Source organism: Paenibacillus gansuensis (assembly GCF_042684925.1).
GTDB classification, from domain to species: Bacteria; Bacillota; Bacilli; order Paenibacillales; family DY6; genus Paenibacillus_N; species Paenibacillus_N gansuensis.
Window position 1 is genome coordinate 869072 of sequence record NZ_JBHUME010000007.1, and the last position, 22589, is coordinate 891660.

Sequence of the window (22589 nt, forward strand, 5' to 3'; positions counted from 1 at the left end):
CGAACCTTTTCTAGGCTCATGAATAATATAGCGTATACAGATTAGCAGGAGGAATTCATATGGCAAGAAGAGTGGCAAAGCTGTTGACCGCTGTTTTGTTTCTTACGGTGCTGCTCACAGGTTGTGGAGGCTCTAAAGATAACGGGACAATCAAGATCGGCGAGGTGACAAGGTCCATTTTTTATGCGCCGCAGTATGTGGCCTTAACCAAGGGGTTCTTTAAAGAAGAAGGCCTGGATGTAGAACTGATCACAACCCCGGGCGGGGATAAAACGATGACGGCGCTGCTCAGCAAGCAGATTGATGTCGCCCTGGTAGGTTCGGAAACTTCCATCTACGTTTCGCTTCAGGGAACGGAAGATCCGGTTATTAATTTCGCACAGCTAACGCAAACGGACGGCACATTTTTGGTAGCAAGGGAACCGATATCATCTTTTGACTGGAATAGCTTGAAGGGGACTACCTTTCTCGGCCAGCGCAAAGGAGGAATGCCTCAAATGGCGGGTGAATTCACTTTGAAGAAACATGGAATCGACCCGCAGAACGATTTGAAATTAATCCAGAATGTCGAATTTGCCAATATCCCGGCTGCGTTTACTTCCGGAACCGGAGACTTCGTTCAGTTGTTCGAGCCTCAGGCGACCATTTTTGAGAAGGAAGGCAAAGGCCATGTGATCGCTTCCTTCGGCACGGAGAGCGGGCGACTTCCTTACACGGTGTTTATGACAAGGCAAAGCATGCTGAAAGACCGCAAAGCCTCGGTGCAGAAATTCACAAATGCTGTGCACAAGGGACAATTATGGGTACAGGAACACAGCGTGGAGGAAATTGCGGATGCGGTAGCCCCGTTCTTCGAGAACACGGACATAGATGTTATCCGGAATGTTGTAAAAAGATATAAAGATCAAGGCTCTTACGCCGCGGATCCGTTGATTGATAAAGAAGAGTGGGCTAACCTGCAGAATGTAATGAAGGAAGCCGGAGAATTGAAAGGCGTTGCAGAATTCGAAAAGCTGGTGGACAATTCGTTTGCCGAACTAGCGGTTCAGTCCGTTAAATAATCAGACGTTTCCACAGCCGCTTTGATCAAAGCGGCTGTTTGCGGATGAAGGAGGGAGCATGATGTCAACGTCAACGGCACTGGAATTAAAACGGATCAGCCACTTTTATGTGAATGACGGAGGGGCTGCCCTTGCGCTGCAAAATCTCAGTCTTACTGTGGAACAAGGAGAATTTGTCTCTCTCGTAGGTCCCAGCGGATGCGGTAAAACAACGCTGCTGTCCATCATTGCGGGGATCATCCTCCCGACGGAAGGGTCGGTTCAGGTAAGCGGGCACCGCGTCTTTGGACCGTCTCCTAAGGTGGGTTATATGCTTCAGCAGGATTATTTATTCCCTTGGCGGACGATTGAGGAAAATGCGGTTATTGGCCTGGAACTGAACGGCACATTAACAAAAGAGAATAGGGAGTATGTGCTTCACTTACTGAATCAGTTCGGGCTGGGTGCACAAAAGGGCAAATATCCGACGGAGTTATCGGGAGGAATGAGGCAGCGTGTCGCTTTGGTTCGCACAATGGCCGTGAAGCCCGACCTGCTGCTGCTGGATGAGCCCTTCTCCGCATTGGATTACCAGACTAAGCTGCAGCTGGAGGATCTGGTCTTTGAAACGATGAAGTCCCACGGGAAAACAGCCGTGCTCGTAACTCACGATATTTCTGAAGCCATCGCCATGAGTGACCGGCTAATCGTCATGGCCCCGAATCCGGGACGGATCCGGAAAGAGATCGTACTGCCCGATTCCATTGCCCGATCGATGCCTTTGCGTGCCAGGGAGCAAGAGGGCTTTCTTCAATTATTCCATGACGTATGGAACGAATTTGACGCAATGGAATCTGGAGGTGCGGGAAATGCAGTTACGACAGGATAAGGATATTCAGGAGTTACATTCAACCCGTCCAGACCAGATTTTTAAAGAATACCGCAAAGCAAAGGCCAGGATGAACAGGTACGTTTGGATAACGCAGTTTACGATCCTATTCCTTTTTATCGGCGGCTGGGAAGCCGCGGGCAGATGGCAGTGGATCGATGTCCTGCTGTTCAGCTACCCCAGTAAAATCTTGGCACTGCTTGGTGAAAAGGCTGCGGACGGCAGCTTGCTTCCTCATGTGCTGGTCACGGTCGGCGAAACGTGCGCAGGGTTTGTATTGGGTACGCTGGCCGGATTGCTTTTGGCTACCCTGATCTGGTGGAGCCCGTTTCTGGCACGGGTACTTGACCCGTTCTTCGTCGTTCTGAATGCCCTGCCGAAAGTTGCTTTGGGCCCTTTATTTATTGTGGCTCTGGGTTCCGGTGTCGTTTCCATTATCGCGACCATCCTTTCCATCACGGTCATTATAACGACGTTGGTTATCTATAATTCATTCAGGGAAACGGATCCGAATCTGCTGAAAGTGGTTCTCCTCTTCGGTGCGTCACGGATACAGTCGTTCACTAAAGTTATCCTGCCTGCTTCTTTTCCGGCTATTGTTTCGACATTGAAGGTAAATGTGGGATTGGCATGGGTAGGGGTCATCGTAGGGGAGTTTCTAGTTGCACAAAAAGGCTTGGGATACCTGATGATCTATGGGTTTCAAGTGTTTAATTTCACGCTGGTCATCGGCAGTCTGGTCGTGATTGCAGTTGTTGCGACGGTCATGTATCAACTGGTAGCTGCTTTAGAAAACAGGTTGATCCGGCGGAGGTAAGGGATGCGGAAGAACGGGGTATGCAAAAAAAGAAGCATCTGCCCGGCGCTGGGATGCTTCTTTTATTCATGTGCCGACGCAGCTGCAGCTTGGCCGCCGCCCGCACGAAATTCATAATTCGCTTTGGCCAGCTGCAAAAGATCGAATTTGAGCCCGCGTTTCGGCTCGGTAATCCGAACGCTTCTGCGCGAGCTGTGCCTCAGCTGGCTTCGCACAGCATCAGGGCGGTGCACCCGATTCACAATTAATTCATCCGGAGGGTCTGCACCATAATATTTCAGGATAAATACATCGCAGCCTGCATCCTCTTTCTCATGTAATGATTGTTGGATATAACGGAAATCTCTCAGCATTCCTTCCTGTACCGAGGCGATCAGCACTCCGGTTTCCCCGAAGTACAGGACATCCTGGTTCCATTTGGTCTCCCGGTCCACGATTTGTTTCTCCGGGATTCGTTCCAATATTCGGATGTGCCGCAGGATATGTTCCGCTTTCTCGTACTCCAGCCGGTCCGCGTACCATTCCATCTTGGCTTTCATAGCTCCGATCAGCTGGTCGTTCCGGTGCTGCAGCATGTCGGCGGTCTGTTGCGCGGATTCCATGTAATCCTTCTTTGATATATGCCCTTCGCAGACGCCGCTGCATTTCCCGATGTGATAAAGCAGGCAGGCGCGCTTGGGCAGGGTGGTACAGGTTCGGAGCTTGTAATGATCGGTAACGAAATCCATTACCGCATGTTGAAAACGGGAGCTTACATAGGGGCCGAAGCGAAGGCTCATCTTCTCCTGATCTTGCACCTGATCGATACTGCCGGCAGTTGTGCGTGCTCCTTTGGGACGACGGTCCCGGTAATAAACATCGAGGCGCGGCAACGGATCCGAAACCATCTGCAAATAGGCGAAACCGCTGTTATCCCTTTTGAGGGCTCGATTATAGGGCGGCTTATGAATTTTAATCAAATTATTCTCAAGCATGAGGCTCTCGGGTTCGTTATTGACAAGGACGATTTCGATAGAGTCGATATTCGCAACGAGCTCAATCAACCGTCTCTTCTGATGATGCTGTGTGAAGTAGGAACGCAGGCGGTTTCTTAAATTTTTGGACTTGCCTACATACAGAATCCTTCCACCGCTGTCTCTCATTAAATAACAACCCGGCTTTTCCGGGTAATCGGCGGCGACAAAGGTGAATGACATGGGGCGGCATACCTCCCGATAGGGTACTTTCCTTACGATAGAAAGAACACAGGTTCGTGTCTTCATTTTACTTGAACTAGCGGGTTTGTCCAGCATATTTTTGGTGAAAATTCGGTTGATTTGTCCAAGGAAAGGAATGACTTGCCATAATCTTGGTGTATAATAAACATTCAGCAGAACACGAGAAAGGGAGTTTGTTATGTTAGATATAACAGAATACAGTGTAGAGTATATTAAAGATCCGTTCGGCATCGTGGAAGGTAAGCGTTATGAATTTCTGATCGATATCAATGTGGATGAGGACGATGAACTTTCCGCAAGAAACGGGGTATATATTCGTGCCATCTATGCCATGCGGGAAGGTGTCGGTTCCCTGGTAAAGTATGATCTGCTTGAAAGAGGTACGGATAAGTATTTGGAGTTTGATCTGGAGGAAGAGGAAGAAGCAGCGCTCTTAACGTTCTGTAATGAACATTGGAACGATGCGGAGGAATTGTAATCAAATAAGTACGTTCTTACTAAAAGAGGCGATACCATGATCAGTATAGGACTGGCTGGCTGGGGAGATCATCCGGAGCTGTATCCGTCCGGCGTAGCCGCCCGAAATAAACTTCATGTCTATAGCAGCCATTTTCGCGTGGTAGAAATTGATAGTACGTTTTATGCGATACCAAGAATGGCAACGGCAGATAAATGGGCGAACGTTACGCCGGACGGTTTCGGATTCGTTGTGAAAGCTTATCAAGGCATGACCGGGCACATGAGAGGGCCAATTCCTTATCCCGACCGGCGAAGCATGTTTGATGAGTTTACGTCTGCTATGAACCCTCTGCTGGCAGCTGGAAAGCTTAAAGCAGTGCTGTTCCAATATCCGCCCTGGTTTCAATGTTCGAAGGAGAATGTGGCGTTACTGCGTGAGCATCAGGAGCTTATGGGGGAAGGGTGGCCGCTGGCGCTCGAGTTCCGCCATCAAAGCTGGTTTCGTCCGGATATCAGAGAGAAAACGCTGAGGTTTATGGAACAGGAAGGCTGGATCCATGCGGTTTGCGATGAGCCACAGGCCGGTTCAGGTTCCGTGCCCGCGGTGCCTGTTGCTACACATCCGGAGCTTACGATCGTCCGTTTTCACGGGAGAAACGAAGCCGGGTGGAACCAGGACGGGAATCCGAATTGGCGGGAGATCCGGTATTTGTACAAGTATACGGAAGACGAACTTTCCGGGTGGGTTCCTTTGGTGAAGAAACTGAACGGGCAATCGAAGGAAGTCATCCTTCTTTTTAACAACAATTCGGGAGGCGACGCAGCCTCCAATGCAAAGCAGATGATCCGTATACTGGGCCTACCCGAGCAGGGGCTGGCACCGAAGCAGCTGGAACTGTTTGATTAAGACAGGGCAGAAATTGCCCTGTTTTTTGCTATTTGAAACAATTTTCCGTTATTTTAAGTTTTATTTAAGGAAACTATTGTCTCTGTCTGGTAAGATGATATCAAGAAAACAGAAGATAGATAGATAATGAAGGGAGTCTGCAAACGAATGAGCGAACATGAGAAACCAGAGGACAAGCAGTTACAAGGGGGAGACGGGATGGGTCCGGGCAATGATCAGGATGACCAGGTGACCCCGGCTCCAAAGGAAACAGAGGTCAAGTTTGTACGGCCGGAAGATCTGGAAGAGAATGCGGCCCGAACGCCTGAAGAAGTAAAGTTATCGGGGACAGATCCGCTGGATCAGCCTGCCGCCGGAATTCCTGCGGAACAGGCGCCGCTGCGTTCCAACAAAGCCTGGATGGCTGCTTCGTTCATTCTTGCAGCGTTGCTGGTAGTATCCCTGTTTGTTTCTCCCATGAAACGGGGCGCTGAAGCCGTGGCGACTGTCAATGGCCAGGATATCTCCAAAGATCAGGTGTATGATGCCATGGTAAAAGCAGGCGGAGAACGTACAGTAGATTCCCTTATTACCGACGAGCTGCTGCGGCAGGAACTTGATAAGAACGGCGTTCAACTGGCAGAAGCGGATTATGAAGCGGAGCTGCAGAGAGTAAAGAAGAATTTCCCGTCGGATGAAGAGTTCAACGCAGCTCTAGCCCAATCCGGCATGACCCTGGATAACTTAAAAGAGCAGATATCCATACAGCTGAAAGTGAAAAAATTGCTCGAACCGACCCTCAAAATTACAGATGAGCAAGTGAAGAAATATTTCGATGAGAACAAAGCTTCTTTCGACACGGCTGAGCAGGTTCGTGCTTCCCATATTCTAGTGAAGACGAAAGAAGAAGCGGAAGCCATCAAGAAGCAGTTGGATGGCGGGGCGGATTTTGCCGCTTTGGCTAAGGAGAAATCTCTGGACACGGGTTCAAAAGAGCAAGGCGGGGACTTGAATTATTTCGGCAAGGGCGCCATGCAAAAAGGATTCGAAGATGCGGCATTTAAGCAAAAAGTCGATGAAATCGGCATCGCGCAAACGGAATACGGATATCATGTCATTAAAGTGACGGATCATAAACAAGCGCACAAGGCTACATTTGACGAGAAGAAAGCGGAGATTAAAGAGCTTCTAGTCGACCAAGAGGTTGGTGCGAAAGGGCAGCAGTATTTGGCGGATCTGAAAACAAAAGCGCAGATTACCAATTCGCTGGACAAGCAAGCCGATTCTGCCGAACAGAAGACAAATACTGCTTCTTAACATTCAAAAATGCAAAGAAAGAACCGGGGGAACCCGGTTCTTTCTTATTACGTACGGTCTTATTCCTGTTTATGCTTAGCACGAAATCTTCTGACTTTCATCAGATTCCCGCATGACTTCTCTTCGCAATATCGTTTCGTCCGGCTGCGGGTATCATCGTAAAAGATCCAACGGCAGTCCGGGTTTCCGCAAATACGGATTCGATCACCGGAGCCGCGGGCGACCGTTTCGGCAAAGTTTGCGGCCACTTCCGCCAATGCAAGCGACCAGTCCGCACCTGAAAGCGTGATGTACTCAAGCTGGAGCGCAGAATCCGCTCTCCTGAGCTTTCGGGTGAGGGTTCCTTTAGCTAAATATTCATTCAGCAGTTTAATTTGAGCGTCTGTGACCGTATTTGTTTCTGCGAAAGAATGCACCATATCCCTCAAATGAATCCGCAGCCGGTGCATGCTGACAAGCTCTTCAGGTGATGCGGGCACCGGCGCCGTTAACCCGTATCGTTTTAGAAACGAAGCTTGCCACTTCGGAGAGGAAAGCCTGTCCTCTGAGAGGCCGCTGCCTCGCCAATCATGCCAATGGCTGTTTATATAGTCCGTCCAAAGCGTATCCATTGCGCCATCTCCTGCCGTCATTTCATTGATTTCATTGTAACCAGCAGAGCGTAGATTTGCCAGTAAAAAGCCTCTGGAGCTTGTGGGATGACCTGGGAATTGGGGATGTCCGGTTTACCTTCCGCCGATAGGTTGGTATGATGATAGTAGTAATCGAACGAATTGGAGTAAGGTCATGAGAAAATTCAAGAAATTTTATGTGGAAATTACAAGTGTCTGCAACTTAAAATGTACCTTTTGCCCGCCTACCGAAAGGGCTGCAAAGTTTATTTCGACCGAAGATTTTTCAAAAACGCTGGATGAAGTAAAGCCTCACGCGGAATTTATTTATTTCCATGTAAAAGGTGAGCCGTTATTGCACCCGAAGCTTGCTCAGCTGTTGGATATCAGCCATGAGAAAGGTTTTAAGGTCAATATCACAACGAACGGCACGCTGCTGCATAAGCACAGACAGGAACTGCTGATGAAGCCCGCTCTGCGCCAGATGAACTTCTCTCTTCACAGCTTTGACGGACACATTGGTTCGCAGGACAAGGAAGGTTATGTTCGAAGCGTGCTGTCATTTATTCGGGAAGCAGAGGGTACAGGCATTATTTTCTCATTGCGCTTATGGAATCTGGATGAAAATAATACTACGAATGTTGAAAGAAACCGAAACCGGGAAATCCTATCTATCATTGAAGAGGAGTTTCAACTGGACTATCGAATCGAAGATAAATTTGAGCGCGGACGGGGAATCAAAATCAGTGACCAGGTTTACTTAAATCATGATCACGAATTTGAATGGCCGGATTTGAAAGTCGAAGAGGACGAAGGCAAAGGTTTTTGCCATGCGCTGAGAAACCAGGCGGGAGTTCTTGTGGACGGCACTGTTATTCCTTGCTGTTTGGACGGGGAAGGCGTACTCAATCTCGGGAATATTCATAAGGACTCGTTCTCTAACATCATTCAAGGGGAACGGGCAACGAATATGTATGAAGGGTTTTCGCGCAGGGAAGTAGTGGAAGAACTTTGCCGCAAGTGCGGTTACCGAAGAAGATTCGGATAACACGGGTGGAGGAGGAATATGATGAATAAAACAGTAGAACAGTTATTGAGCCATCAATCGATTCGTAAATTCCAAAACACTCCCGTTACGGAAGAACAGCTGCGAATGATCGTAGCCTGTGCTCAGAAGGCGTCCACGTCGAGCAATATGCAGGCCTACAGTGTAATCAGAATTACAGATGCCGAACTTCGCAAACAGCTCGCAGCGCTGGCCGGGAATCAGGGATACGTCGAACAGGCTCCGGAGTTTCTGGTCTGGTGTGCGGATCTTTATCGTCTACAGGCAGCGATGCGGCTGTCCGGCGGGGAGACGGCTTCAATTGAACCTACAGCCGAAAACTTCCTGGTGAGCGCGGTCGATACGGCGCTGGCCTCGCAAAATGCGGCGGTGGCAGCTGAATCCATGGGTCTTGGCATTGTTTATATTGGCGGTATTCGTAATCATTTTCGTGAAGTAACCGAAATACTGCAGCTGCCGGCCGGAGTATTTCCTGTATTCGGCATGTGTATCGGTGTACCCGATCAGGAACCGTCTCCTCATCCGAGACAGCCTATAGATGTTGTATTGCATGAGAACCGCTATACTAGCGGACACTATTCGTCCTTGATGGCCCAATATAACGAAACAATCCGCAGCTATATGATCGAACGGACAGGCGGCCAACGGAACGCAAACTGGTCGGAGATGATGAACGTCAAGTTTAGGGGCCCCCAACGCATGCTTGGGGAAACACTTTAGAAGCAGGGGTTCGGATTTGATTAAAGTTAGACTTTCGTGGGATAAAGGGAAAGGCGCCCGGATGAAAATCCGAAGCGCCTTTTTTGTTATGTGAAATCAGGTTGCCCAAGTTCCGGAACGGAATACAGGTTCCAACGTGCCGTCTGCCAGTTCTCCGTCTATATCCATTTCCGCAGTGCCAATCATAAAATCCACATGGATGAAGCTGTCATTCAGACCGGCCTGACGCTGCTGTTCCGGTGTCATGTCATTTCCGTGCTCAATACAGTTAGCAAAGGCCTTTCCGAGCGCAAGATGGTTCGATGCGTTCTCGTCAAACAGGGTGTTGAAGAAAATGATATCGGATTGTGAAATAGGGGATTCATGGGGAACAAGTGCAACCTCGCCCAGGTATCTTGCGCCTTCATCCATATCCAGCATTGTTTTCAATGTGTCGTAACCCGTTTCCGCCTCAAAATCAATAACTTTCCCATTTTCGAACGTAAGCGAGAAGTGATTGATCAGGTTACCCTGGTAACTTAATGGCTTACTGCTCCTGACCACACCGCTTGTACCCGCTCTATGAGGGGAAATAAACACTTCCTCCGTAGGGAGATTGGGGTTAAACGTATTTCCTAGACGATTGCGTGTATGTCCGCCTTTCCATATATGATGTTCCGGCAGAGCTACGGTCAGATTCGTACCTTCAGCTATATAGTGCAACTTCTTATACTGTTTGGCATTTAAGTACTGCAGTTTTGTCTCCAGTTGAGCATTATGTTCTCTCCATGCCTGCACGGGGTCTGGCTTGTCGGCCCTAGCGGCACGGAAGATGGCTTCCCACAATAAACGAACTGCCTGATCCGGGTCTTGGCCCGGAAATACGAGTTTTGCCCATTCAGCGGAAGGCGCCGCCATGATAGACCAAGTAATCTGATCGGAGGTCATCGCCTTACGCCAAGACGTCAATGCCTTGCCCGCCGCTTTGGAAAAGGTTCCGATCCGGTTTGAGTCTACCCCTTTAAAAGCCTCGGGATCACCGGAATCAATATAGAGATAGGCTCCATTCTGATCCACAAGAGTCTGTAAGGCGTCTACGCGCCATGCCGGGTATTGTTCCAGCGAGTCAAGTGGAGCTAATTCATATTTCAATCGGGTTACGGCTTCGTCCTGCCACTCGACATGGACATGCTGTGCTCCCGCTTCATAAGCTTTACGTGTAATCAGGCGAACGAGATCCGCTGTATGTATCGGTGCATTTACCCATAGCGTTTGTCCTGGCTGCAGATGAACGCCTACATGGACAGCCAATTCTGCATAGCGGTTAAGCATAGTTTCAAAATTCAATATGATCACCTCATTGGAAAGTTGCATACTTCTTTATGATACTTGATTCCTTCTGTTTAAAAAAGCGGCTTTCATCAACTGTTGTCCTAAACGGGTCACAAAATATTGCCTTCCGCCGAACTTGTAAGGTGCGGCAATCCGGAAACTATATGGTGAAATCGCATGCTTCATTTTCAAAAATCGAGGTTAACAATTTGGGAATACTTTACTTTCATAGCGGAGGGACGACATGGCTTCAGGTGGGAAAGATTATTCGGACATTAGAAGAATTCAACAGCTTCGGCAGCGGCAGCAGCAAGCAAAACAGGCGTCTTCAAAGGAACCAAAGCACAAAAAAAGGGGAAGCCGGTGGGTGAAATGGATGCTGCTTGCAGCAGTATGTGTTCTCCTTGGATTCATAGGACTACAGATAGCCGGCGCTTCCCAAAATATCGATAAATTACGGGCGGTGCAGCCGTCCCCAACTTACATCTACGACGTCAACGGACAAGTCGCAGTTAAACTATCCTCTTCCAAAACAGAAAAGGCCGCTTTGCGTGATGTTTCGGCTTATATGACCAAGGCGGTGGTAGCTGTTGAGGATCGGCGGTTTTATGAGCATAAAGGGACGGATTGGATGGGGGTCATCAGGGCTGCCGGCAAAAATCTGACCGTTAGAGCAAAAGCGGAAGGAGGCAGCACGATTACGCAGCAGCTGGCCAAAAACGTATTCTTGTCGGCAGAGAAGACTTATGCACGGAAGTGGAAAGAGCTTCTGCTTGCTCAGAAAATCGAATCGGCTTACAGCAAGGAAGAAATTCTTGAGATGTACCTGAATCAGGTGTATTACGGAGAAGGGGCTTGGGGAATCCGGAAGGCGGCCGCCGTTTATTTCGGCAAACTTCCTAAGGAGCTGACGCTAAGCGAGTCCGCGCTTCTTGCCGGGCTGGTCAAGGCTCCCTCGAGGCTGACGCCTTATAAACACATGGAAGATGCGCTGGATCGGCGAAACCTTGTGCTGTCATTGATGAAAGAACAGGGAAAGATCAGCGAGGCGGAGTATACCCGGGCCGTAAAGGAACAAGTGGTATTGCAAAAGAGAAAAGACAGCGCATCGGAAGTACGTAAATTTCCGTATTATACGGACTATGTCATTCAAGAGGCCATTGAAACCTATGGCTTGAGCCAGAATGAAGTCCTTTATGGCGGTCTACACATCTATACGGAGATGGATCCTCGGATACAGCAAGCCGCTGAAGCCGTCTATAACGAGAGCGGCATATTTCCAGAAGGTACCGGCGGGCAACTGGTCCAGAGCGGTTCTGTGATGATCGATCCCGCTACCGGCGGGATCCGGGCCATGGTTGGCGGGAGAGGGAAGCCGGTCTTCCGCGGTTTCAACCGTGCTGTACAGTTGAAGAGACAGCCGGGTTCCAGCTTGAAGCCGATTGCCGTGTACGCGCCGGCGATCGAGAAGGGATACACCGGCGACAGTATCCTGAAGGATGAGCCGGTCGATTACGGCGGCTACCGTCCGGGCAACGCGGACGGGAGGTACCGCGGGAATGTAACGCTGTCGGAAGCGCTCATCCATTCCTATAATGTGCCGGCTGTTAACTTGCTGCATGAGCTCGGCATTGAGGCAGGTGTCGAAAGCGCGGAAGCTTTCGGTATCCCGCTGTCTTCGGAAGACGGCACACTTGGCCTGGCGTTAGGCGGATTGCATGAAGGGACATCCCCACTGAAAATGGCACAAGCCTTCTCTGTTTTTGCCAATCGCGGCCTGAAGGAGGAAGCGCATGCCATTCAACGGATTGTCGTGGCAGGGGAAGACCGGGAACTAAAAACGCCCCGGCTCCCGAAACAAGTCATCCGTCCGGAAACAGCGGATGCCGTGACGTCCATTCTAGTAGACGCTGTAGAAGAAGGGACGGGAGAAGCGGCGAAGCTGCAAGGCCGGCAGGTGGCTGGAAAGACCGGAACGACGCAGGTACCTGGAGGAAACGGATCGGGAGCCAAAGATAACTGGTTTGTAGGATATACCCCTCAACTGGTTGCTGCGGTATGGCTGGGATATGATCAAAGCAGCTCAAAGTTGTTTCTGAACACTACCGGCTCGGCGGCAGCGGCCGTTTTTCACGAGTTGATGGCCCGTGCGTTAGAAGGTCAGCCGAAACTTGAATTCGCCGGCATGAAATCCACTTCTAAGAAAGATAAGAAACAAAGGGAAAAAACCGGAGAAGACAAAGGCGAAAAAAGTCATAACGGAAAAGGCGAACATAAGGATAAAGAGAAGTCGGAAGACAAAAAGGAAGACAAAAAGGAAAACAGTAAGAAATCGGATAAACAAGAAAGGAATAAAGAAAAGAAAAACGATGATGAAGACGAGTGAAAATGGAATGACAGCTAGGAAAGACTGCCTCGTTTAGGAGGATTTGTTTCCTAAGCAGGCTTTCACTATAATGATAAAGAATAGATGTTGGCTGCATGTTTATACACAAAAGGAGGAAGTTATGTTGACGGAACCATTACAAAACCGGCGCATGCTGGTATTTGCAGGCTCCTATGCCGAGGAGCAGAATCAGGGCGTTTATGTGTACGAGTTCGATGAATCCAAAGAAGAGCTTACGCTGTTGGACTCCGCAGGGGGATTGAAGAACCCTACGTTCCTAAACGTCGATCCTTCAAGGAATCTTCTCTATGCTATCGCGGAGGGGTTGTCCCCGGACGGAGCCAAAATAGCGCAAGCCGCATCGTTCTCGTTTACGCCGGAAACCGGTAAATTATCGCCGCTGCATACGTTTAACACTACGGACTCTCCAACCTGCCATATACAGAGGGACAAAGCGGATTCGCGCCTCATTGTAACCAGCTATCACGGAGGTATGGTCGGTTATTTAAAATTATCTTCCGACGGGAGCACGGCCGAGCTGACGGACACACGCCAGCATACCGGCGGCAGCGTCGACCCGGAAAGGCAGGACAGGCCGCATCCTCACTCGTCCTTTTACAGTCCCGATGGAAAGTTCATTCTTGTGCAGGATTTGGGGTTGGACCGAATCATCGTGTACCGTACGGATGATACCGGTGAGCAGTTAATCCGTCACAGCGAAGTGCAACTGCATCCCGGAGCGGGCCCGAGACATTTAACGTTTCATCCGAACGGTATGTTTGCTTATGTAATCAACGAGCTGGATTCAACGGTAACCGCGTTCCGTTATCATAGTGCGGAAGGAAAGCTGGAGACGATCGAAACGGTTCCTACGCTTCCTGCGGATTATGACGGAGAGAACGGCTGTGCAGAAATCGCGATTTCTTCGGACGGCCGCTTTTTGTACGGATCGAACAGAGGACATGACAGCCTTGTAGTTTATAGTGTTGATGGAGAGACAGGCAGATTGTCAGTGCTGGAGCATGTTCCGGTGGAAGGGAAGCATCCCAGACATTTTGGGTTGACGCCAAACGGCACTCATTTGCTTGCAGCCAACCGGGACACCGACAACATTGCGGTCTTCCGGGTCGATCGGGACAGCGGACGGCTTACCTACACCGGTCATAGTGTCAACGTATCCAAACCTGTTTGCATTCAACCCTTTTACGTATAACTGAGCACAATTTATTTTTAACAAAGTAAGGGCCGGCCCTCCAAAGGTGCCGGTCCTATTATCTATGTGAAAGTAATATAAGTTTCCGCTAAAACCTCTTAGTTTACGACATTTTACACCTCTTGCTGAGCCCAAATGAAAGCGCTACAATTAGTACAAAAGAAGGGAAGGTGAGTCAAATGAGCCAAGAAGAAGAGTTCGTTCCGGTTGAGGCTGAATTGAGCGAAGAAGAAGCGCGTGAGGAAGAAGTTGTCGCTGAAGAACAAGCTGAAGCTTCGGAGGAAGTTAGTTCCGAAGAGGAAGCTGCGGCAGAAGAAGTAGCAGCTGCCGAAGAAGAAGCTGCGGCCTCTGATGCAGAAGAGGCATCGGAAGAGGAAGCTTCAGAAGAAGAAGCGTAAGGTATCGCATAAGCATAATGACAGAATGAGCGGCCATCTCATCTTCCTATAACAAAAATCCCCGGCAGCGGGGATTTTTTCATTTTCTAAAAATATCAAAAACAGAAGATATTTGCTATACCTTGTTCTGATATTTCTCCTGAAGGAAACGATCTCCCCGCCTTTAGGACGGCGTAAGCCGGTTCATCTTGTCCGAAAATTGCAATCTCATACGAAAGTATGTACTATATAAGCTCAACTAGATGGGAAGTGATGAGAAGATGGAACACCAAGCAGCGGAAGTGACCATTGAAGAGATGGTGATGGAAGCGGAATTGTTCAGAAGAGTATATCCCGATCTGATCGGCGAAATCGACAGAGTTGAACGCACCCGAGGTAAACTTAACGACTTTCAGCTTATGCTGGCGGTGGCTCATGCCAAAAATGGTTTAGGCGTGCTAAGCTATGAACGCAGGCAGGTTATCAATTCGATCTTTGCATTGTTCACGACGATCTACCGTAAGAACGGACGATATACTGCGGAAAAGTGGGCTGTCGACACATTCGGTGTGGAAAAAACTGTTGAAACCAGAGAAGACCTCGAGGAAGTAGCGAAGACAGTGAAGGAACTGACAGAGCTTATTGAAGAGAAAGAGAATGAACTTCTGCAGATTTATAGGGAGTATTATTTGCTCAAAACTTACCTGGAAGAAGAGGAAAAGAAACTCCAGACGGAGAATACAACCGGAACGGTCTAACCTGTTTACATGAATGGGAGGAGAGTAGAATGTACGAGCACTTGGTAACGTTTAAGTTCCTGGAAGGATATAAGGGCGAGAAAGACGGGGTCTTGCTGGACAAGCTCTTGTCGTTTAAAGAAAGCATTCCCGGAATCGTGGAAGTGACGGCAGGCATCAATGTAACCGAAGAAGTCGGCAATATACACGGATATACGCTTGGACTGCGGGTTACTTTTGAAAGCAAAGAAGCTTTAAGCGAATACGGGCCGCATCCGGTTCATCAGGAATTCGTCAGTCTGCTGGACGGGATCCTGGATAACGTCATCGTTGTAGATTATCCGATTGTCCGCTGATCCATTATCTTCAAAGCTCCTAAGGGAGCTTTTTTTCATGTCATGAAAGGTGCATACGGGTTAATCTCTTGCTATAATATAAAAAAGAACAAACGTTCTGATTGATCGTGGTCAGCGGGAAGCGGTGTTTAGCATGGAACGAATCTATAGAATCAATGTCCGGTCTTTAGTGGAATATGTGTTTCGCAGCGGCAGTATCGAATCCGGATTCCGGACCGGAGCAGCGTTAACAGAGGGCACGAAAGCTCATCAGGCGATCCAGATGACCTATGGCGATACGCAGCAGAAGGAAGTTCATTTGAAAGCGGAAGCAGCCTATGGAAATATACTGTACCAGCTCGAGGGCAGATGTGACGGTTTATTTCTGGAGGAAGGGCAGGTTACGATTGAGGAGATCAAGTCTTTTTCAGAGGATCTGTCGGGGGTTAGTGAAGAAGGCAGACCGGTCCACTGGGCGCAGGCTCAATGTTACGCTTATATGTATGCACGGGAGCATCAGGTTCAACGAGTATCTATCCAGCTAACCTACGTTCACATACGGAACGGCGGACAGAAACGGTTACTGAAGCATTTCACATTGAAAGAATTGGAGAGGTTCGTTTACAGCGTATTACAGTCGTTTCACCCTTATGCGGAATTGCGGATGAACCATGAGGAGAGAAGAAATGCAAGCATGAAAAAACTGAAGTTTCCGTTTCCGGCATACCGTGAGGGACAAAGAAAGCTCGCTGGCTCTGTATATCAGACAATTAGGGAAGGAACCGGACTGCTGGCTAAGGCTCCGACGGGGATCGGAAAGACGATATCAACTCTGTTCCCTGCGGTGAAGGCGGTTGGCGAAGGCCTATTGCAGCGAATCTATTATTTGACTGCCAAGACCATTACAAGGACCGCGGCGGAAGAAGCGCTTCTGAAGCTGGAGCTGGCCGGTCTGCATATGCACTCAGTTACGCTTACTGCCAAAGACAAAGTGTGTTACCAGGAAACACCTCAATGCACCAAAGAGTTATGCGTCTATGCAGAGGGGTACTATGATCGTATCAACGATGCCATCCTTGATATCTTGGAGCATGAGACCCGTATGACCCGCGAGGTGATTGATGCCTATGCGCGCAAACATAGGGTGTGTCCTTTTGAATTCTCCCTGGACATCGCATACGCTGCGGATGCAGTGATTTGTGATTACAATTATGTTTTCGATCCGAGGGTATCCTTGAAGAGGCTGCTGGAAGAACAGAAGAAGAAATCGGCTCTCCTCATCGATGAGGCGCATAACCTGGTCGACCGTGCGCGTGAGATGTACTCGGCACAGATCCTTAAATCCTCCTTTTTAGACCTGAAAAGAGCTTATAAGGATTTGGATCAGGCTGTTGCTGCCGCTGCCAAAGGGGTGAATGACTTCTTCATACAGATACGAAAGGAAAGCGCAGGCTTGGAGCAACGTACGCTCAAAGAACAGCCGGCAGAACTTCCGGTACTGCTAGAGCAATTTGCAGCTGCAGCCGAACAGGCGCTCATGCTAGGAAAAGCCATCGTTGATGGGGAGCCGCTGTTGTTGAATACCTATTACGAAGTACAAGGCTTTATCAGGATCAGCAAGCTCTACGATGTTAGGTATGTAACTTTGATCGAAACGAACAAGAGTGAGGTCAGTCTGAAGCTGTTTTGCCTGGACCCGTCGGAACTGCTCAAGCATGCAGGAAAAGGGTTTCGCAGCCGGATCTATTTCTCGGCTACGTTGTTTCCGATGTCTTTTTTTCGGGAAATGCTGGGCGCCGGCGAAGAGGATTATAGCATTTCCATTGCGTCTCCTTTCTCCCGGGAGCAGCTGGATGTTCGTCTTCTTCCTTTATCGACCCGGTACATAGACCGTGATGCTTCCGTCGGCCCGCTTGTAACGCTCATCAAGCAAATCCTGTCGGAACGGACCGGCAATGGCATCGTATTTTTTCCTTCCTATGAATATATGCATTCGATTTATCATGCTTTGCAGGAGAGTGAAGACGCCAAGTCCGTTGACACGGACATTCTGCTTCAGCAGCAGGTGATGACGGAGCAGGATCGGGAAGCCTTTCTGTCCTCCTTCCAGGCACAGGGGGAAAGAAGAGTATTCGCCTTTGCAGTCATGGGCGGGATGTTCTCTGAAGGTATAGACCTGCAAGGAGACCGCCTGACGAACGTTATCATCGTAGGTGTGGGCTTGCCTAAGCTTGGGGTGGAGAGAAACGTCATGAAGGATTATTTCAACAAGTCAGGCCGGAACGGCTATGATTATGCTTACGTTTATCCTGGCATAAACAAGGTCCTTCAGGCAGGCGGAAGACTGATCCGTTCGGAGGAAGACAGCGGACTGCTGGTACTTGTGGACGACCGGTATCTGCATACCGCTTACCAGCGTCTGCTGCCCGAGGAGTGGAAACATTATCAATTGTTAGACGTTACTACATTGTGAAGTGAAGATTGCTGCAGGAGAAAGCGGACGGGAGCTCGTGGTTTAAAGCGGAGAAAGTCAGCTTAAGTCTTTTATCTCTACACTGGTTTGCGCCGGTGGAGCAGAAGTTACTAATTGCCGTATATGCTTCGTACGATTTTCCAAATTGATATGTGCAGTGCTGCCTACCTGAACCAGAGCAGATGTGGAAATCCCGAACACCTTTACGAATCCTACTTTAATGACAGGGACAGAATGATGTATGGTCAGTTCAAGAGGCTCATAAATAACAGGTTGAGGAATGGGTCTTCGGAAGATCGGAAATGCCTCAAGGTCTCCTTCTTCGCCCCAAAACTCAGCAACTTGACGCTGAACAGCCAATACGTTGCTTTTGGGTTTAAATTCCAGCATGTCTCCTATAAACAAGGTGGAGGAAATGGCTATAGAATCCACATCGATTCCAGTTACTTCCGATGTCCGAACCATTATTCACTCCCATCCGCAGCAGGCAAAGGCACTAAGGGGCCGATGATCAGCGATTCAGGGGGCGTATCGAAAATCGAAGAACAAGTTACGGTTTGGGTGTCTCCGATCAGAACGATTGAGGAGCTCGTTACCCCGGTGATTTTGATGGATCCGACTGAGAGTTGTTTATTCTCTACATATAACTTCATATCTAGGCCTCCTAAATTAAGGTAGAAACATGATTGTCAAGTGCTGTTTGGATATCTTGTACCAATTTTTGATAAAGCTCTTCCAACTGTGCCTCAGTTAACAACCGATTCTGATTCTCCACCCGGGCGGCAGTTACATACTGTTGAATTCTTCCGTCCATTTGTTTTTGCAGATCCTCTATGATTGCCTCATGGGTATTTTGGAGAGACTTACCGCGGGTTTCTTCCTGGTTCCTCATATATTGTCTAAAGCCGCCGTGTAAATAATCATCTATCCGGGACCTCAAGTAGCCAGCTTGGTCAGGAGCGGGGTTTGCTTGCTGCGAGTCGATCAAATCTTCAAGTGTTTGTTCCGGTTCCGGAGAAATTCCAATATGCAACGTTCCTTCTAGCCTCTCTATCTTTAATTGATCGAATTTGTATTCGATCCTTTCTACGTTCATCGTCTTTTTGGTCTTCAACATGTCAATTTCCTTTTGCATAGAATCCAGCCTGCTGTTCAGCCCTTGGATTTGATTGGTTTGCCACTGCAAATAGGCATTCAACTGCTTCATATAGGAAATCGGGATTTCATTCATTTTCGGATCGCTCCTTTCCATGGAAATTCAAATCCTCACTGAAAGCGGAACATAAGGGGAAATTGTGCCGGGCGATCCCGCTGCAGACGGGGCGGGTCCCGTGAATCCCCCCGTATTATATAGATTGGACATGCTTTTAATAATGCCCGCGGTTCCAATTTGCAGCACGGAAGAGTTCGCTATGGAATCGATGCGAAGCTGTTGTATGACAATGCTCTGATGAACGATGATACTCATAAGTTAATGCCACCTGCCCCGGGAAGTGAGACTACATTCTGGTCCGCAGCATCCGTGTCATATGTATTTGTAGAGCTCACTGCGTTATTGGTCTGGACTACTTCGCCTGTATTGAAGGAGCCTGCTCCCGCGTAAGTTTTCGAAGTGCTGACAGGAGCCAGCTGAATGGAATCACCGATATGGACGATCGAACTTGGGCCGACACTCAATATTTTAATAGCTCCGACGATAGCCGGCATGCTTACACCTACTCTCATCGCATTTGCATTGACTACATTGTATGAGAACCGTCCTCCGTTTATGTTCCGATAAAGGCACATGTATGGAGGGATTTTCGCATAAGGATATAGTAGGGAGGAGAAGAGCCGACATGGACAAAGACAATAAAGATCCGTTTAACTGGAACCAATTTCATGAACTGTTCCGCGGCCATTTCCCTTCGGGAAACGGACAGCCCCCGGTAGATACCGGATGGATTCAGAATTATGTTCAAGATACCCTTCAAAGGGCTTTTACCTCTAGTACTGCCGGAAAGCCATCAGCTAAATTGACTTTCCCATCCGAAGTGTTTGAAACCCATAACAATGTTGTTGTCAAAATCAGCGTTCCCGATCTTCCGACGGCGAAGAACATACAACCTCACGTCAGTGCTACCCGGGTTAAATTAGAGAATGGTGCGGACGGGAACAGCCAGTATATACCTCTCCACAGCCATGTAGTGCCCCAAAGTTGCAAGGCAGTATACAAGAACGGCATACTTCAGCTGCATCTGAAAAAAGCGAAAATCAGCGATACGTACTATGAAGCAAGAGTCCGGTTTCTGGAGTAGTAAAAGAAAAGACCCTCCAATGGAAGGTCCTGCACAGTGTGTTTAGACTACGTTTACCGGTTTTTGTTTGGAAATGGAATCGGCGATATCCGGATCTGAAGTGATCGTGTAACTCATGAGGGAGTACGCCTGTAAAAAGTCCCCGACATTCCCGCCGCCTGCTCCGGAAAAGGTTTTAGATACGCTGTTCGGAGAAATTTGAAACACGTCTCCGAATGTGACATTGCCGGAAACATCCGAAAATTTAATGGGTGAAACAATAATGGAAGGCATAAGTATTACACCTCTTTCTTTTGATGTTCTATACGTATGAATGAGGGGGGCAGATCATGCGTATTCATCAGTTTCCATTTTCTCCAGGTATGTAAAATCCTCCTCCTGAATACAATCGTACAAGCTGTGGTTTGTAGATGATCAAGGGAAGAAAGAGAGGATGACTATGTTTCTAAGTTATATGCTCCTCGGGTTATCGCTGGCAGCCCCGATTGGCCCTATTAATGCCGCACAAATGGACAAGGGAATCAAATATGGCTTTTGGAATGCACTAATGCTTGGTTATGGGGCTTTATCCGCAGATGTGGTGTACATGCTATTGGTATATTTCGGATTGGTGCATTTCGTGAATACTCCATTCGTGCAGACCTTTCTTTGGTTATTCGGATGCTTCGTCCTGATTTACACCGGAATTGAAAGTCTTCAAGGTGCGGAAAAGCCGGCGGAAACAAGAAGCCAGCCGGACGAGCCTTTGCAAAAATCATTTCTTTCCGGCTTTTTTATGTCGTTGTCCAACCCACTGACCATCTTGTTTTGGCTCGGGATTTATGGCTCCGTACTTGCTAAGACTGCTCAAACCTATGGTACCAAGGACCTTATTATCTACAGCCTGGCGATTCTAGCCGGAATTGCGATTTGGGATATTTCCATGGCGACCGTGGCCAGCAGTTTCCGCCGTTTCCTGGCAGCGCGCACGTTATATTTCATTTCCTTCATTTCTGGAATTTCCTTAATCGGGTTCGGCCTGTATTTTGGCTGGCAGGCGGCAAAAGTTCTGTTTGGTATCTAATTAACGTTGAGACTTCGTCTGCTTTTTCCACATAAACGTCATGATAACGGTAATTCCTATAATCAGCGCTAGAAAGACTAAACTTACATAAAATCCGACCCGGCTGCTATGATGAAGAAGCGTTCCGCTGATAGCCGTGAGCAGAAGTAACATGCCCAGCACTCGTTTCACTTGGCCGAATCCTTTTAATTTAAGAATCTTGCCGCTGGTGATCAAGATAAACATCCAATTATATAAAAGCATCAAACCTGCCGCCGTTGTTACATATTCATACAGACTTTCGGGAAGCAGCAAGGCGGATACTACAGACAGAATCAGGCCGCATGTAGTCAGTCCGATGGCTCGCAGCGGCTTCTTTCCTTTGGTTTTCTTCGAGAAGAACGGAGGAGCATCGCAATCTTGTGCCAGAGTAACCAGGATCGAAGTGACCGCGAATAAGGAAGCGACCATCGTCGAAAAGCCCGCAATGATCAGGACTGCGTTAAACAGATGCGGCACAAAAGGCAGACCGTACGAACTGAGCGAAACGATAAACGGGCTTCGTTTGCCGTCGAATTTGTCCCAGGAAACCATATAAAGAGCTAGCCCAAGAGAGAGGAAATAAATAATGCCGAGCGTCGTCAGCATGATTTTACCTGCTTTTGGCGCATCTTTCGGATTCTTCAGCCTGAGTGCCATCAACCCCATAATTTCAATACCGCCGAAAGCGTAGAAAGCGTAAAGCAGGGAGGACCACAAACCTTTTGCTCCTGCAGGGAACCAGGCATTCCACGAGTTCAGCGTGCCCGTTGCTGCCCTTCCATTTCCGATTACTCCAAAAAGTGCAAGGCAAGCCAGAATTAGAAACATGACAATCGCAGCTACTTTCGTAACCGCAAAAATATTTTCCATCTTCTCGAATGCCTTCGTTCCGATAAAAATAATCAATAATCCCAAAACGGCATACACCGCAGCAAAAACCCACATCGGAATATTCGGAAACCAAAAGCGGGTAAAAAGAGATAAGGCCGCCATCTGGCTTCCCATAATTAACAGCTCGGAACACCAATAAACCCAGCCGCTGCTGAAGCCTGCCCATCTGCCGTAGGCTTTTTTGGCATAGGCACAAAACGAGCCTTCTAACGGATCTTCGGCGGTCATTTTAGCAAGCACCTCAAAAACCAGATAAGTACCGAAGGCTGCCAATAAAAACCCGAAAAGGATCGATGGCCCCCCAATCTTAATCCCCAAACCTGAACCCAGAAAAAATCCCGTTCCTATGGTACACGCTACTCCCAGTAGCGAAAGCTGCCACCACTGTAAATTCCCTTTTTCTTTGGAATGTGATTTGTCAGTATTTTTGCCCATAGTCAACAAACCCCGCAGTCTATAAATT

Annotated in this window: 26 protein-coding genes; 16 read left to right on the plus strand and 10 right to left on the minus strand. The window is 48.4% G+C overall.

The features are described from left to right. Positions 1-59: 59 nt before the first annotated feature. From ACFSUF_RS11910 to ACFSUF_RS11920, 3 genes are all read left to right on the plus strand, one after another. Positions 60-1061, plus strand: a complete 1002-nt coding sequence (locus ACFSUF_RS11910; RefSeq protein ID WP_377603078.1) for an ABC transporter substrate-binding protein — start codon at positions 60-62, stop codon at positions 1059-1061. 61 nt (positions 1062-1122) lie between these two features. Further along, entirely contained in the window at positions 1123-1929 is an 807-nt protein-coding gene (locus ACFSUF_RS11915; RefSeq protein ID WP_377603166.1) for an ABC transporter ATP-binding protein, read from the plus strand. Further along, positions 1910-2746, plus strand: a complete 837-nt coding sequence (locus tag ACFSUF_RS11920; RefSeq protein ID WP_377603080.1) for an ABC transporter permease — start codon at positions 1910-1912, stop codon at positions 2744-2746. Before ACFSUF_RS11915 ends, ACFSUF_RS11920 begins: the two co-directional genes overlap by 20 nt. A gap of 62 nt (positions 2747-2808) precedes the next feature. Here ACFSUF_RS11920 and ACFSUF_RS11925 read toward each other — a convergent pair whose 3' ends face one another. Beyond that, a complete protein-coding gene (locus ACFSUF_RS11925; protein ID WP_377603082.1) occupies positions 2809-3942 on the minus strand; it encodes a GIY-YIG nuclease family protein in 1134 nt (377 codons plus the stop codon). Positions 3943-4141: 199 nt separating this feature from the next. On the opposite strand from ACFSUF_RS11925, the gene ACFSUF_RS11930 reads away from it, so the two are divergent. From ACFSUF_RS11930 to ACFSUF_RS11940, 3 genes are all read left to right on the plus strand, one after another. Beyond that, complete coding sequence (locus ACFSUF_RS11930; protein ID WP_377603084.1) at positions 4142-4441, plus strand: DUF6509 family protein; 300 nt, start codon at positions 4142-4144, stop codon at positions 4439-4441. A gap of 36 nt (positions 4442-4477) precedes the next feature. Next, positions 4478-5329 (plus strand): DUF72 domain-containing protein, encoded by an 852-nt coding sequence (locus tag ACFSUF_RS11935; RefSeq protein ID WP_377603085.1) that lies wholly within the window; start codon positions 4478-4480, stop codon positions 5327-5329. A 147-nt stretch (positions 5330-5476) separates the two neighbouring features. Further along, entirely contained in the window at positions 5477-6625 is a 1149-nt protein-coding gene (locus ACFSUF_RS11940; protein ID WP_377603087.1) for a foldase protein PrsA, read from the plus strand. 59 nt (positions 6626-6684) lie between these two features. On the opposite strand, the gene ACFSUF_RS11945 is transcribed toward ACFSUF_RS11940, so the two are convergent. Beyond that, complete coding sequence (locus tag ACFSUF_RS11945) at positions 6685-7236, minus strand: CGNR zinc finger domain-containing protein (protein ID WP_377603088.1); 552 nt, start codon at positions 7234-7236, stop codon at positions 6685-6687. A gap of 175 nt (positions 7237-7411) precedes the next feature. On the opposite strand from ACFSUF_RS11945, the gene ACFSUF_RS11950 reads away from it, so the two are divergent. Next, positions 7412-8284 (plus strand): radical SAM/SPASM domain-containing protein, encoded by an 873-nt coding sequence (locus ACFSUF_RS11950; RefSeq protein WP_377603090.1) that lies wholly within the window; start codon positions 7412-7414, stop codon positions 8282-8284. An 18-nt stretch (positions 8285-8302) separates the two neighbouring features. Then, positions 8303-9022 carry an oxygen-insensitive NADPH nitroreductase gene (gene nfsA / locus ACFSUF_RS11955; protein WP_377603092.1) on the plus strand — a complete coding sequence of 240 codons (720 nt, stop codon included), beginning with the start codon at positions 8303-8305 and terminating at the stop codon, positions 9020-9022. A gap of 96 nt (positions 9023-9118) precedes the next feature. Here nfsA and ACFSUF_RS11960 read toward each other — a convergent pair whose 3' ends face one another. Next, a complete protein-coding gene (locus ACFSUF_RS11960; protein WP_377603094.1) occupies positions 9119-10348 on the minus strand; it encodes an aminopeptidase in 1230 nt (409 codons plus the stop codon). Between the two features lie 229 nt (positions 10349-10577). Between ACFSUF_RS11960 and ACFSUF_RS11965 the strand changes: the two genes are divergently transcribed. The 6 genes from ACFSUF_RS11965 to ACFSUF_RS11990 all read left to right on the plus strand — a co-directional run bounded on the left by ACFSUF_RS11965 (position 10578) and on the right by ACFSUF_RS11990 (position 17854). Continuing rightward, positions 10578-12719: a transglycosylase domain-containing protein gene (locus tag ACFSUF_RS11965; RefSeq protein WP_377603096.1), complete on the plus strand. Its 2142-nt coding sequence runs from the start codon at positions 10578-10580 to the stop codon at positions 12717-12719. Positions 12720-12840: 121 nt separating this feature from the next. Further along, positions 12841-13932 carry a lactonase family protein gene (locus ACFSUF_RS11970; protein ID WP_377603098.1) on the plus strand — a complete coding sequence of 364 codons (1092 nt, stop codon included), beginning with the start codon at positions 12841-12843 and terminating at the stop codon, positions 13930-13932. 179 nt (positions 13933-14111) lie between these two features. Then, positions 14112-14330 carry a hypothetical protein gene (locus tag ACFSUF_RS11975; RefSeq protein ID WP_377603100.1) on the plus strand — a complete coding sequence of 73 codons (219 nt, stop codon included), beginning with the start codon at positions 14112-14114 and terminating at the stop codon, positions 14328-14330. Between the two features lie 260 nt (positions 14331-14590). Then, positions 14591-15067 carry a hypothetical protein gene (locus ACFSUF_RS11980; protein ID WP_377603102.1) on the plus strand — a complete coding sequence of 159 codons (477 nt, stop codon included), beginning with the start codon at positions 14591-14593 and terminating at the stop codon, positions 15065-15067. 29 nt (positions 15068-15096) lie between these two features. Next, positions 15097-15402: a Dabb family protein gene (locus tag ACFSUF_RS11985; protein ID WP_377603103.1), complete on the plus strand. Its 306-nt coding sequence runs from the start codon at positions 15097-15099 to the stop codon at positions 15400-15402. 133 nt (positions 15403-15535) lie between these two features. Further along, positions 15536-17854, plus strand: a complete 2319-nt coding sequence (locus ACFSUF_RS11990) for an ATP-dependent DNA helicase (protein ID WP_377603105.1) — start codon at positions 15536-15538, stop codon at positions 17852-17854. A 57-nt stretch (positions 17855-17911) separates the two neighbouring features. On the opposite strand, the gene ACFSUF_RS11995 is transcribed toward ACFSUF_RS11990, so the two are convergent. The 5 genes from ACFSUF_RS11995 to ACFSUF_RS12015 are packed head-to-tail and all read right to left on the minus strand — an operon-like array spanning position 17912 to position 19561. Then, on the minus strand, positions 17912-18319 hold the full coding sequence (locus tag ACFSUF_RS11995; RefSeq protein WP_377603107.1) for a spore germination protein GerPE: 408 nt from the start codon (positions 18317-18319) through the stop codon (positions 17912-17914). Then, entirely contained in the window at positions 18319-18507 is a 189-nt protein-coding gene (locus ACFSUF_RS12000; protein WP_377603109.1) for a spore gernimation protein GerPD, read from the minus strand. The genes ACFSUF_RS11995 and ACFSUF_RS12000 overlap by 1 nt, the downstream gene beginning before the upstream one ends. An 11-nt stretch (positions 18508-18518) precedes the next feature. After that, positions 18519-19085 carry a spore germination protein GerPC gene (gene gerPC, locus ACFSUF_RS12005; RefSeq protein ID WP_377603111.1) on the minus strand — a complete coding sequence of 189 codons (567 nt, stop codon included), beginning with the start codon at positions 19083-19085 and terminating at the stop codon, positions 18519-18521. A 27-nt stretch (positions 19086-19112) separates the two neighbouring features. After that, positions 19113-19322, minus strand: a complete 210-nt coding sequence (locus tag ACFSUF_RS12010) for a spore germination protein GerPB (protein ID WP_377603113.1) — start codon at positions 19320-19322, stop codon at positions 19113-19115. Then, on the minus strand, positions 19319-19561 hold the full coding sequence (locus ACFSUF_RS12015; RefSeq protein ID WP_377603115.1) for a spore germination protein: 243 nt from the start codon (positions 19559-19561) through the stop codon (positions 19319-19321). The genes ACFSUF_RS12010 and ACFSUF_RS12015 overlap by 4 nt, the downstream gene beginning before the upstream one ends. A gap of 131 nt (positions 19562-19692) precedes the next feature. On the opposite strand from ACFSUF_RS12015, the gene ACFSUF_RS12020 reads away from it, so the two are divergent. Further along, positions 19693-20151 (plus strand): Hsp20/alpha crystallin family protein, encoded by a 459-nt coding sequence (locus tag ACFSUF_RS12020; protein ID WP_377603116.1) that lies wholly within the window; start codon positions 19693-19695, stop codon positions 20149-20151. 42 nt (positions 20152-20193) lie between these two features. On the opposite strand, the gene ACFSUF_RS12025 is transcribed toward ACFSUF_RS12020, so the two are convergent. After that, entirely contained in the window at positions 20194-20424 is a 231-nt protein-coding gene (locus tag ACFSUF_RS12025; RefSeq protein WP_377603118.1) for a spore germination protein, read from the minus strand. 160 nt (positions 20425-20584) lie between these two features. On the opposite strand from ACFSUF_RS12025, the gene ACFSUF_RS12030 reads away from it, so the two are divergent. Next, positions 20585-21214: a LysE family transporter gene (locus tag ACFSUF_RS12030; RefSeq protein WP_377603120.1), complete on the plus strand. Its 630-nt coding sequence runs from the start codon at positions 20585-20587 to the stop codon at positions 21212-21214. Here ACFSUF_RS12030 and ACFSUF_RS12035 read toward each other — a convergent pair whose 3' ends face one another. Further along, the gene (locus tag ACFSUF_RS12035; protein WP_377603121.1) at positions 21215-22561 is read right to left on the minus strand and encodes an amino acid permease; all 1347 of its coding nucleotides are present in this window, start codon (positions 22559-22561) and stop codon (positions 21215-21217) included. It abuts the gene before it with no gap. Positions 22562-22589 lie beyond the last annotated feature (28 nt).

Coding starts and splice junctions, on each gene's coding strand:
- ACFSUF_RS11910 (WP_377603078.1), top strand. CDS start 60: ATGGCAAGAAGAGTGGCAAAGCTGTTGACCGCTGTTTTGTTTCTTACG.
- ACFSUF_RS11915 (WP_377603166.1), top strand. CDS start 1,123: ATGTCAACGTCAACGGCACTGGAATTAAAACGGATCAGCCACTTTTAT.
- ACFSUF_RS11920 (WP_377603080.1), top strand. CDS start 1,910: ATGCAGTTACGACAGGATAAGGATATTCAGGAGTTACATTCAACCCGT.
- ACFSUF_RS11925 (WP_377603082.1), bottom strand. CDS start 3,942: ATGTCATTCACCTTTGTCGCCGCCGATTACCCGGAAAAGCCGGGTTGT.
- ACFSUF_RS11930 (WP_377603084.1), top strand. CDS start 4,142: ATGTTAGATATAACAGAATACAGTGTAGAGTATATTAAAGATCCGTTC.
- ACFSUF_RS11935 (WP_377603085.1), top strand. CDS start 4,478: ATGATCAGTATAGGACTGGCTGGCTGGGGAGATCATCCGGAGCTGTAT.
- ACFSUF_RS11940 (WP_377603087.1), top strand. CDS start 5,477: ATGAGCGAACATGAGAAACCAGAGGACAAGCAGTTACAAGGGGGAGAC.
- ACFSUF_RS11945 (WP_377603088.1), bottom strand. CDS start 7,236: ATGGATACGCTTTGGACGGACTATATAAACAGCCATTGGCATGATTGG.
- ACFSUF_RS11950 (WP_377603090.1), top strand. CDS start 7,412: ATGAGAAAATTCAAGAAATTTTATGTGGAAATTACAAGTGTCTGCAAC.
- nfsA (WP_377603092.1), top strand. CDS start 8,303: ATGATGAATAAAACAGTAGAACAGTTATTGAGCCATCAATCGATTCGT.
- ACFSUF_RS11965 (WP_377603096.1), top strand. CDS start 10,578: ATGGCTTCAGGTGGGAAAGATTATTCGGACATTAGAAGAATTCAACAG.
- ACFSUF_RS11970 (WP_377603098.1), top strand. CDS start 12,841: ATGTTGACGGAACCATTACAAAACCGGCGCATGCTGGTATTTGCAGGC.
- ACFSUF_RS11975 (WP_377603100.1), top strand. CDS start 14,112: ATGAGCCAAGAAGAAGAGTTCGTTCCGGTTGAGGCTGAATTGAGCGAA.
- ACFSUF_RS11980 (WP_377603102.1), top strand. CDS start 14,591: ATGGAACACCAAGCAGCGGAAGTGACCATTGAAGAGATGGTGATGGAA.
- ACFSUF_RS11985 (WP_377603103.1), top strand. CDS start 15,097: ATGTACGAGCACTTGGTAACGTTTAAGTTCCTGGAAGGATATAAGGGC.
- ACFSUF_RS11990 (WP_377603105.1), top strand. CDS start 15,536: ATGGAACGAATCTATAGAATCAATGTCCGGTCTTTAGTGGAATATGTG.
- ACFSUF_RS11995 (WP_377603107.1), bottom strand. CDS start 18,319: ATGGTTCGGACATCGGAAGTAACTGGAATCGATGTGGATTCTATAGCC.
- ACFSUF_RS12000 (WP_377603109.1), bottom strand. CDS start 18,507: ATGAAGTTATATGTAGAGAATAAACAACTCTCAGTCGGATCCATCAAA.
- gerPC (WP_377603111.1), bottom strand. CDS start 19,085: ATGAATGAAATCCCGATTTCCTATATGAAGCAGTTGAATGCCTATTTG.
- ACFSUF_RS12010 (WP_377603113.1), bottom strand. CDS start 19,322: ATGAGTATCATCGTTCATCAGAGCATTGTCATACAACAGCTTCGCATC.
- ACFSUF_RS12015 (WP_377603115.1), bottom strand. CDS start 19,561: ATGCCGGCTATCGTCGGAGCTATTAAAATATTGAGTGTCGGCCCAAGT.
- ACFSUF_RS12020 (WP_377603116.1), top strand. CDS start 19,693: ATGGACAAAGACAATAAAGATCCGTTTAACTGGAACCAATTTCATGAA.
- ACFSUF_RS12025 (WP_377603118.1), bottom strand. CDS start 20,424: ATGCCTTCCATTATTGTTTCACCCATTAAATTTTCGGATGTTTCCGGC.
- ACFSUF_RS12030 (WP_377603120.1), top strand. CDS start 20,585: ATGACTATGTTTCTAAGTTATATGCTCCTCGGGTTATCGCTGGCAGCC.
- ACFSUF_RS12035 (WP_377603121.1), bottom strand. CDS start 22,561: ATGGGCAAAAATACTGACAAATCACATTCCAAAGAAAAAGGGAATTTA.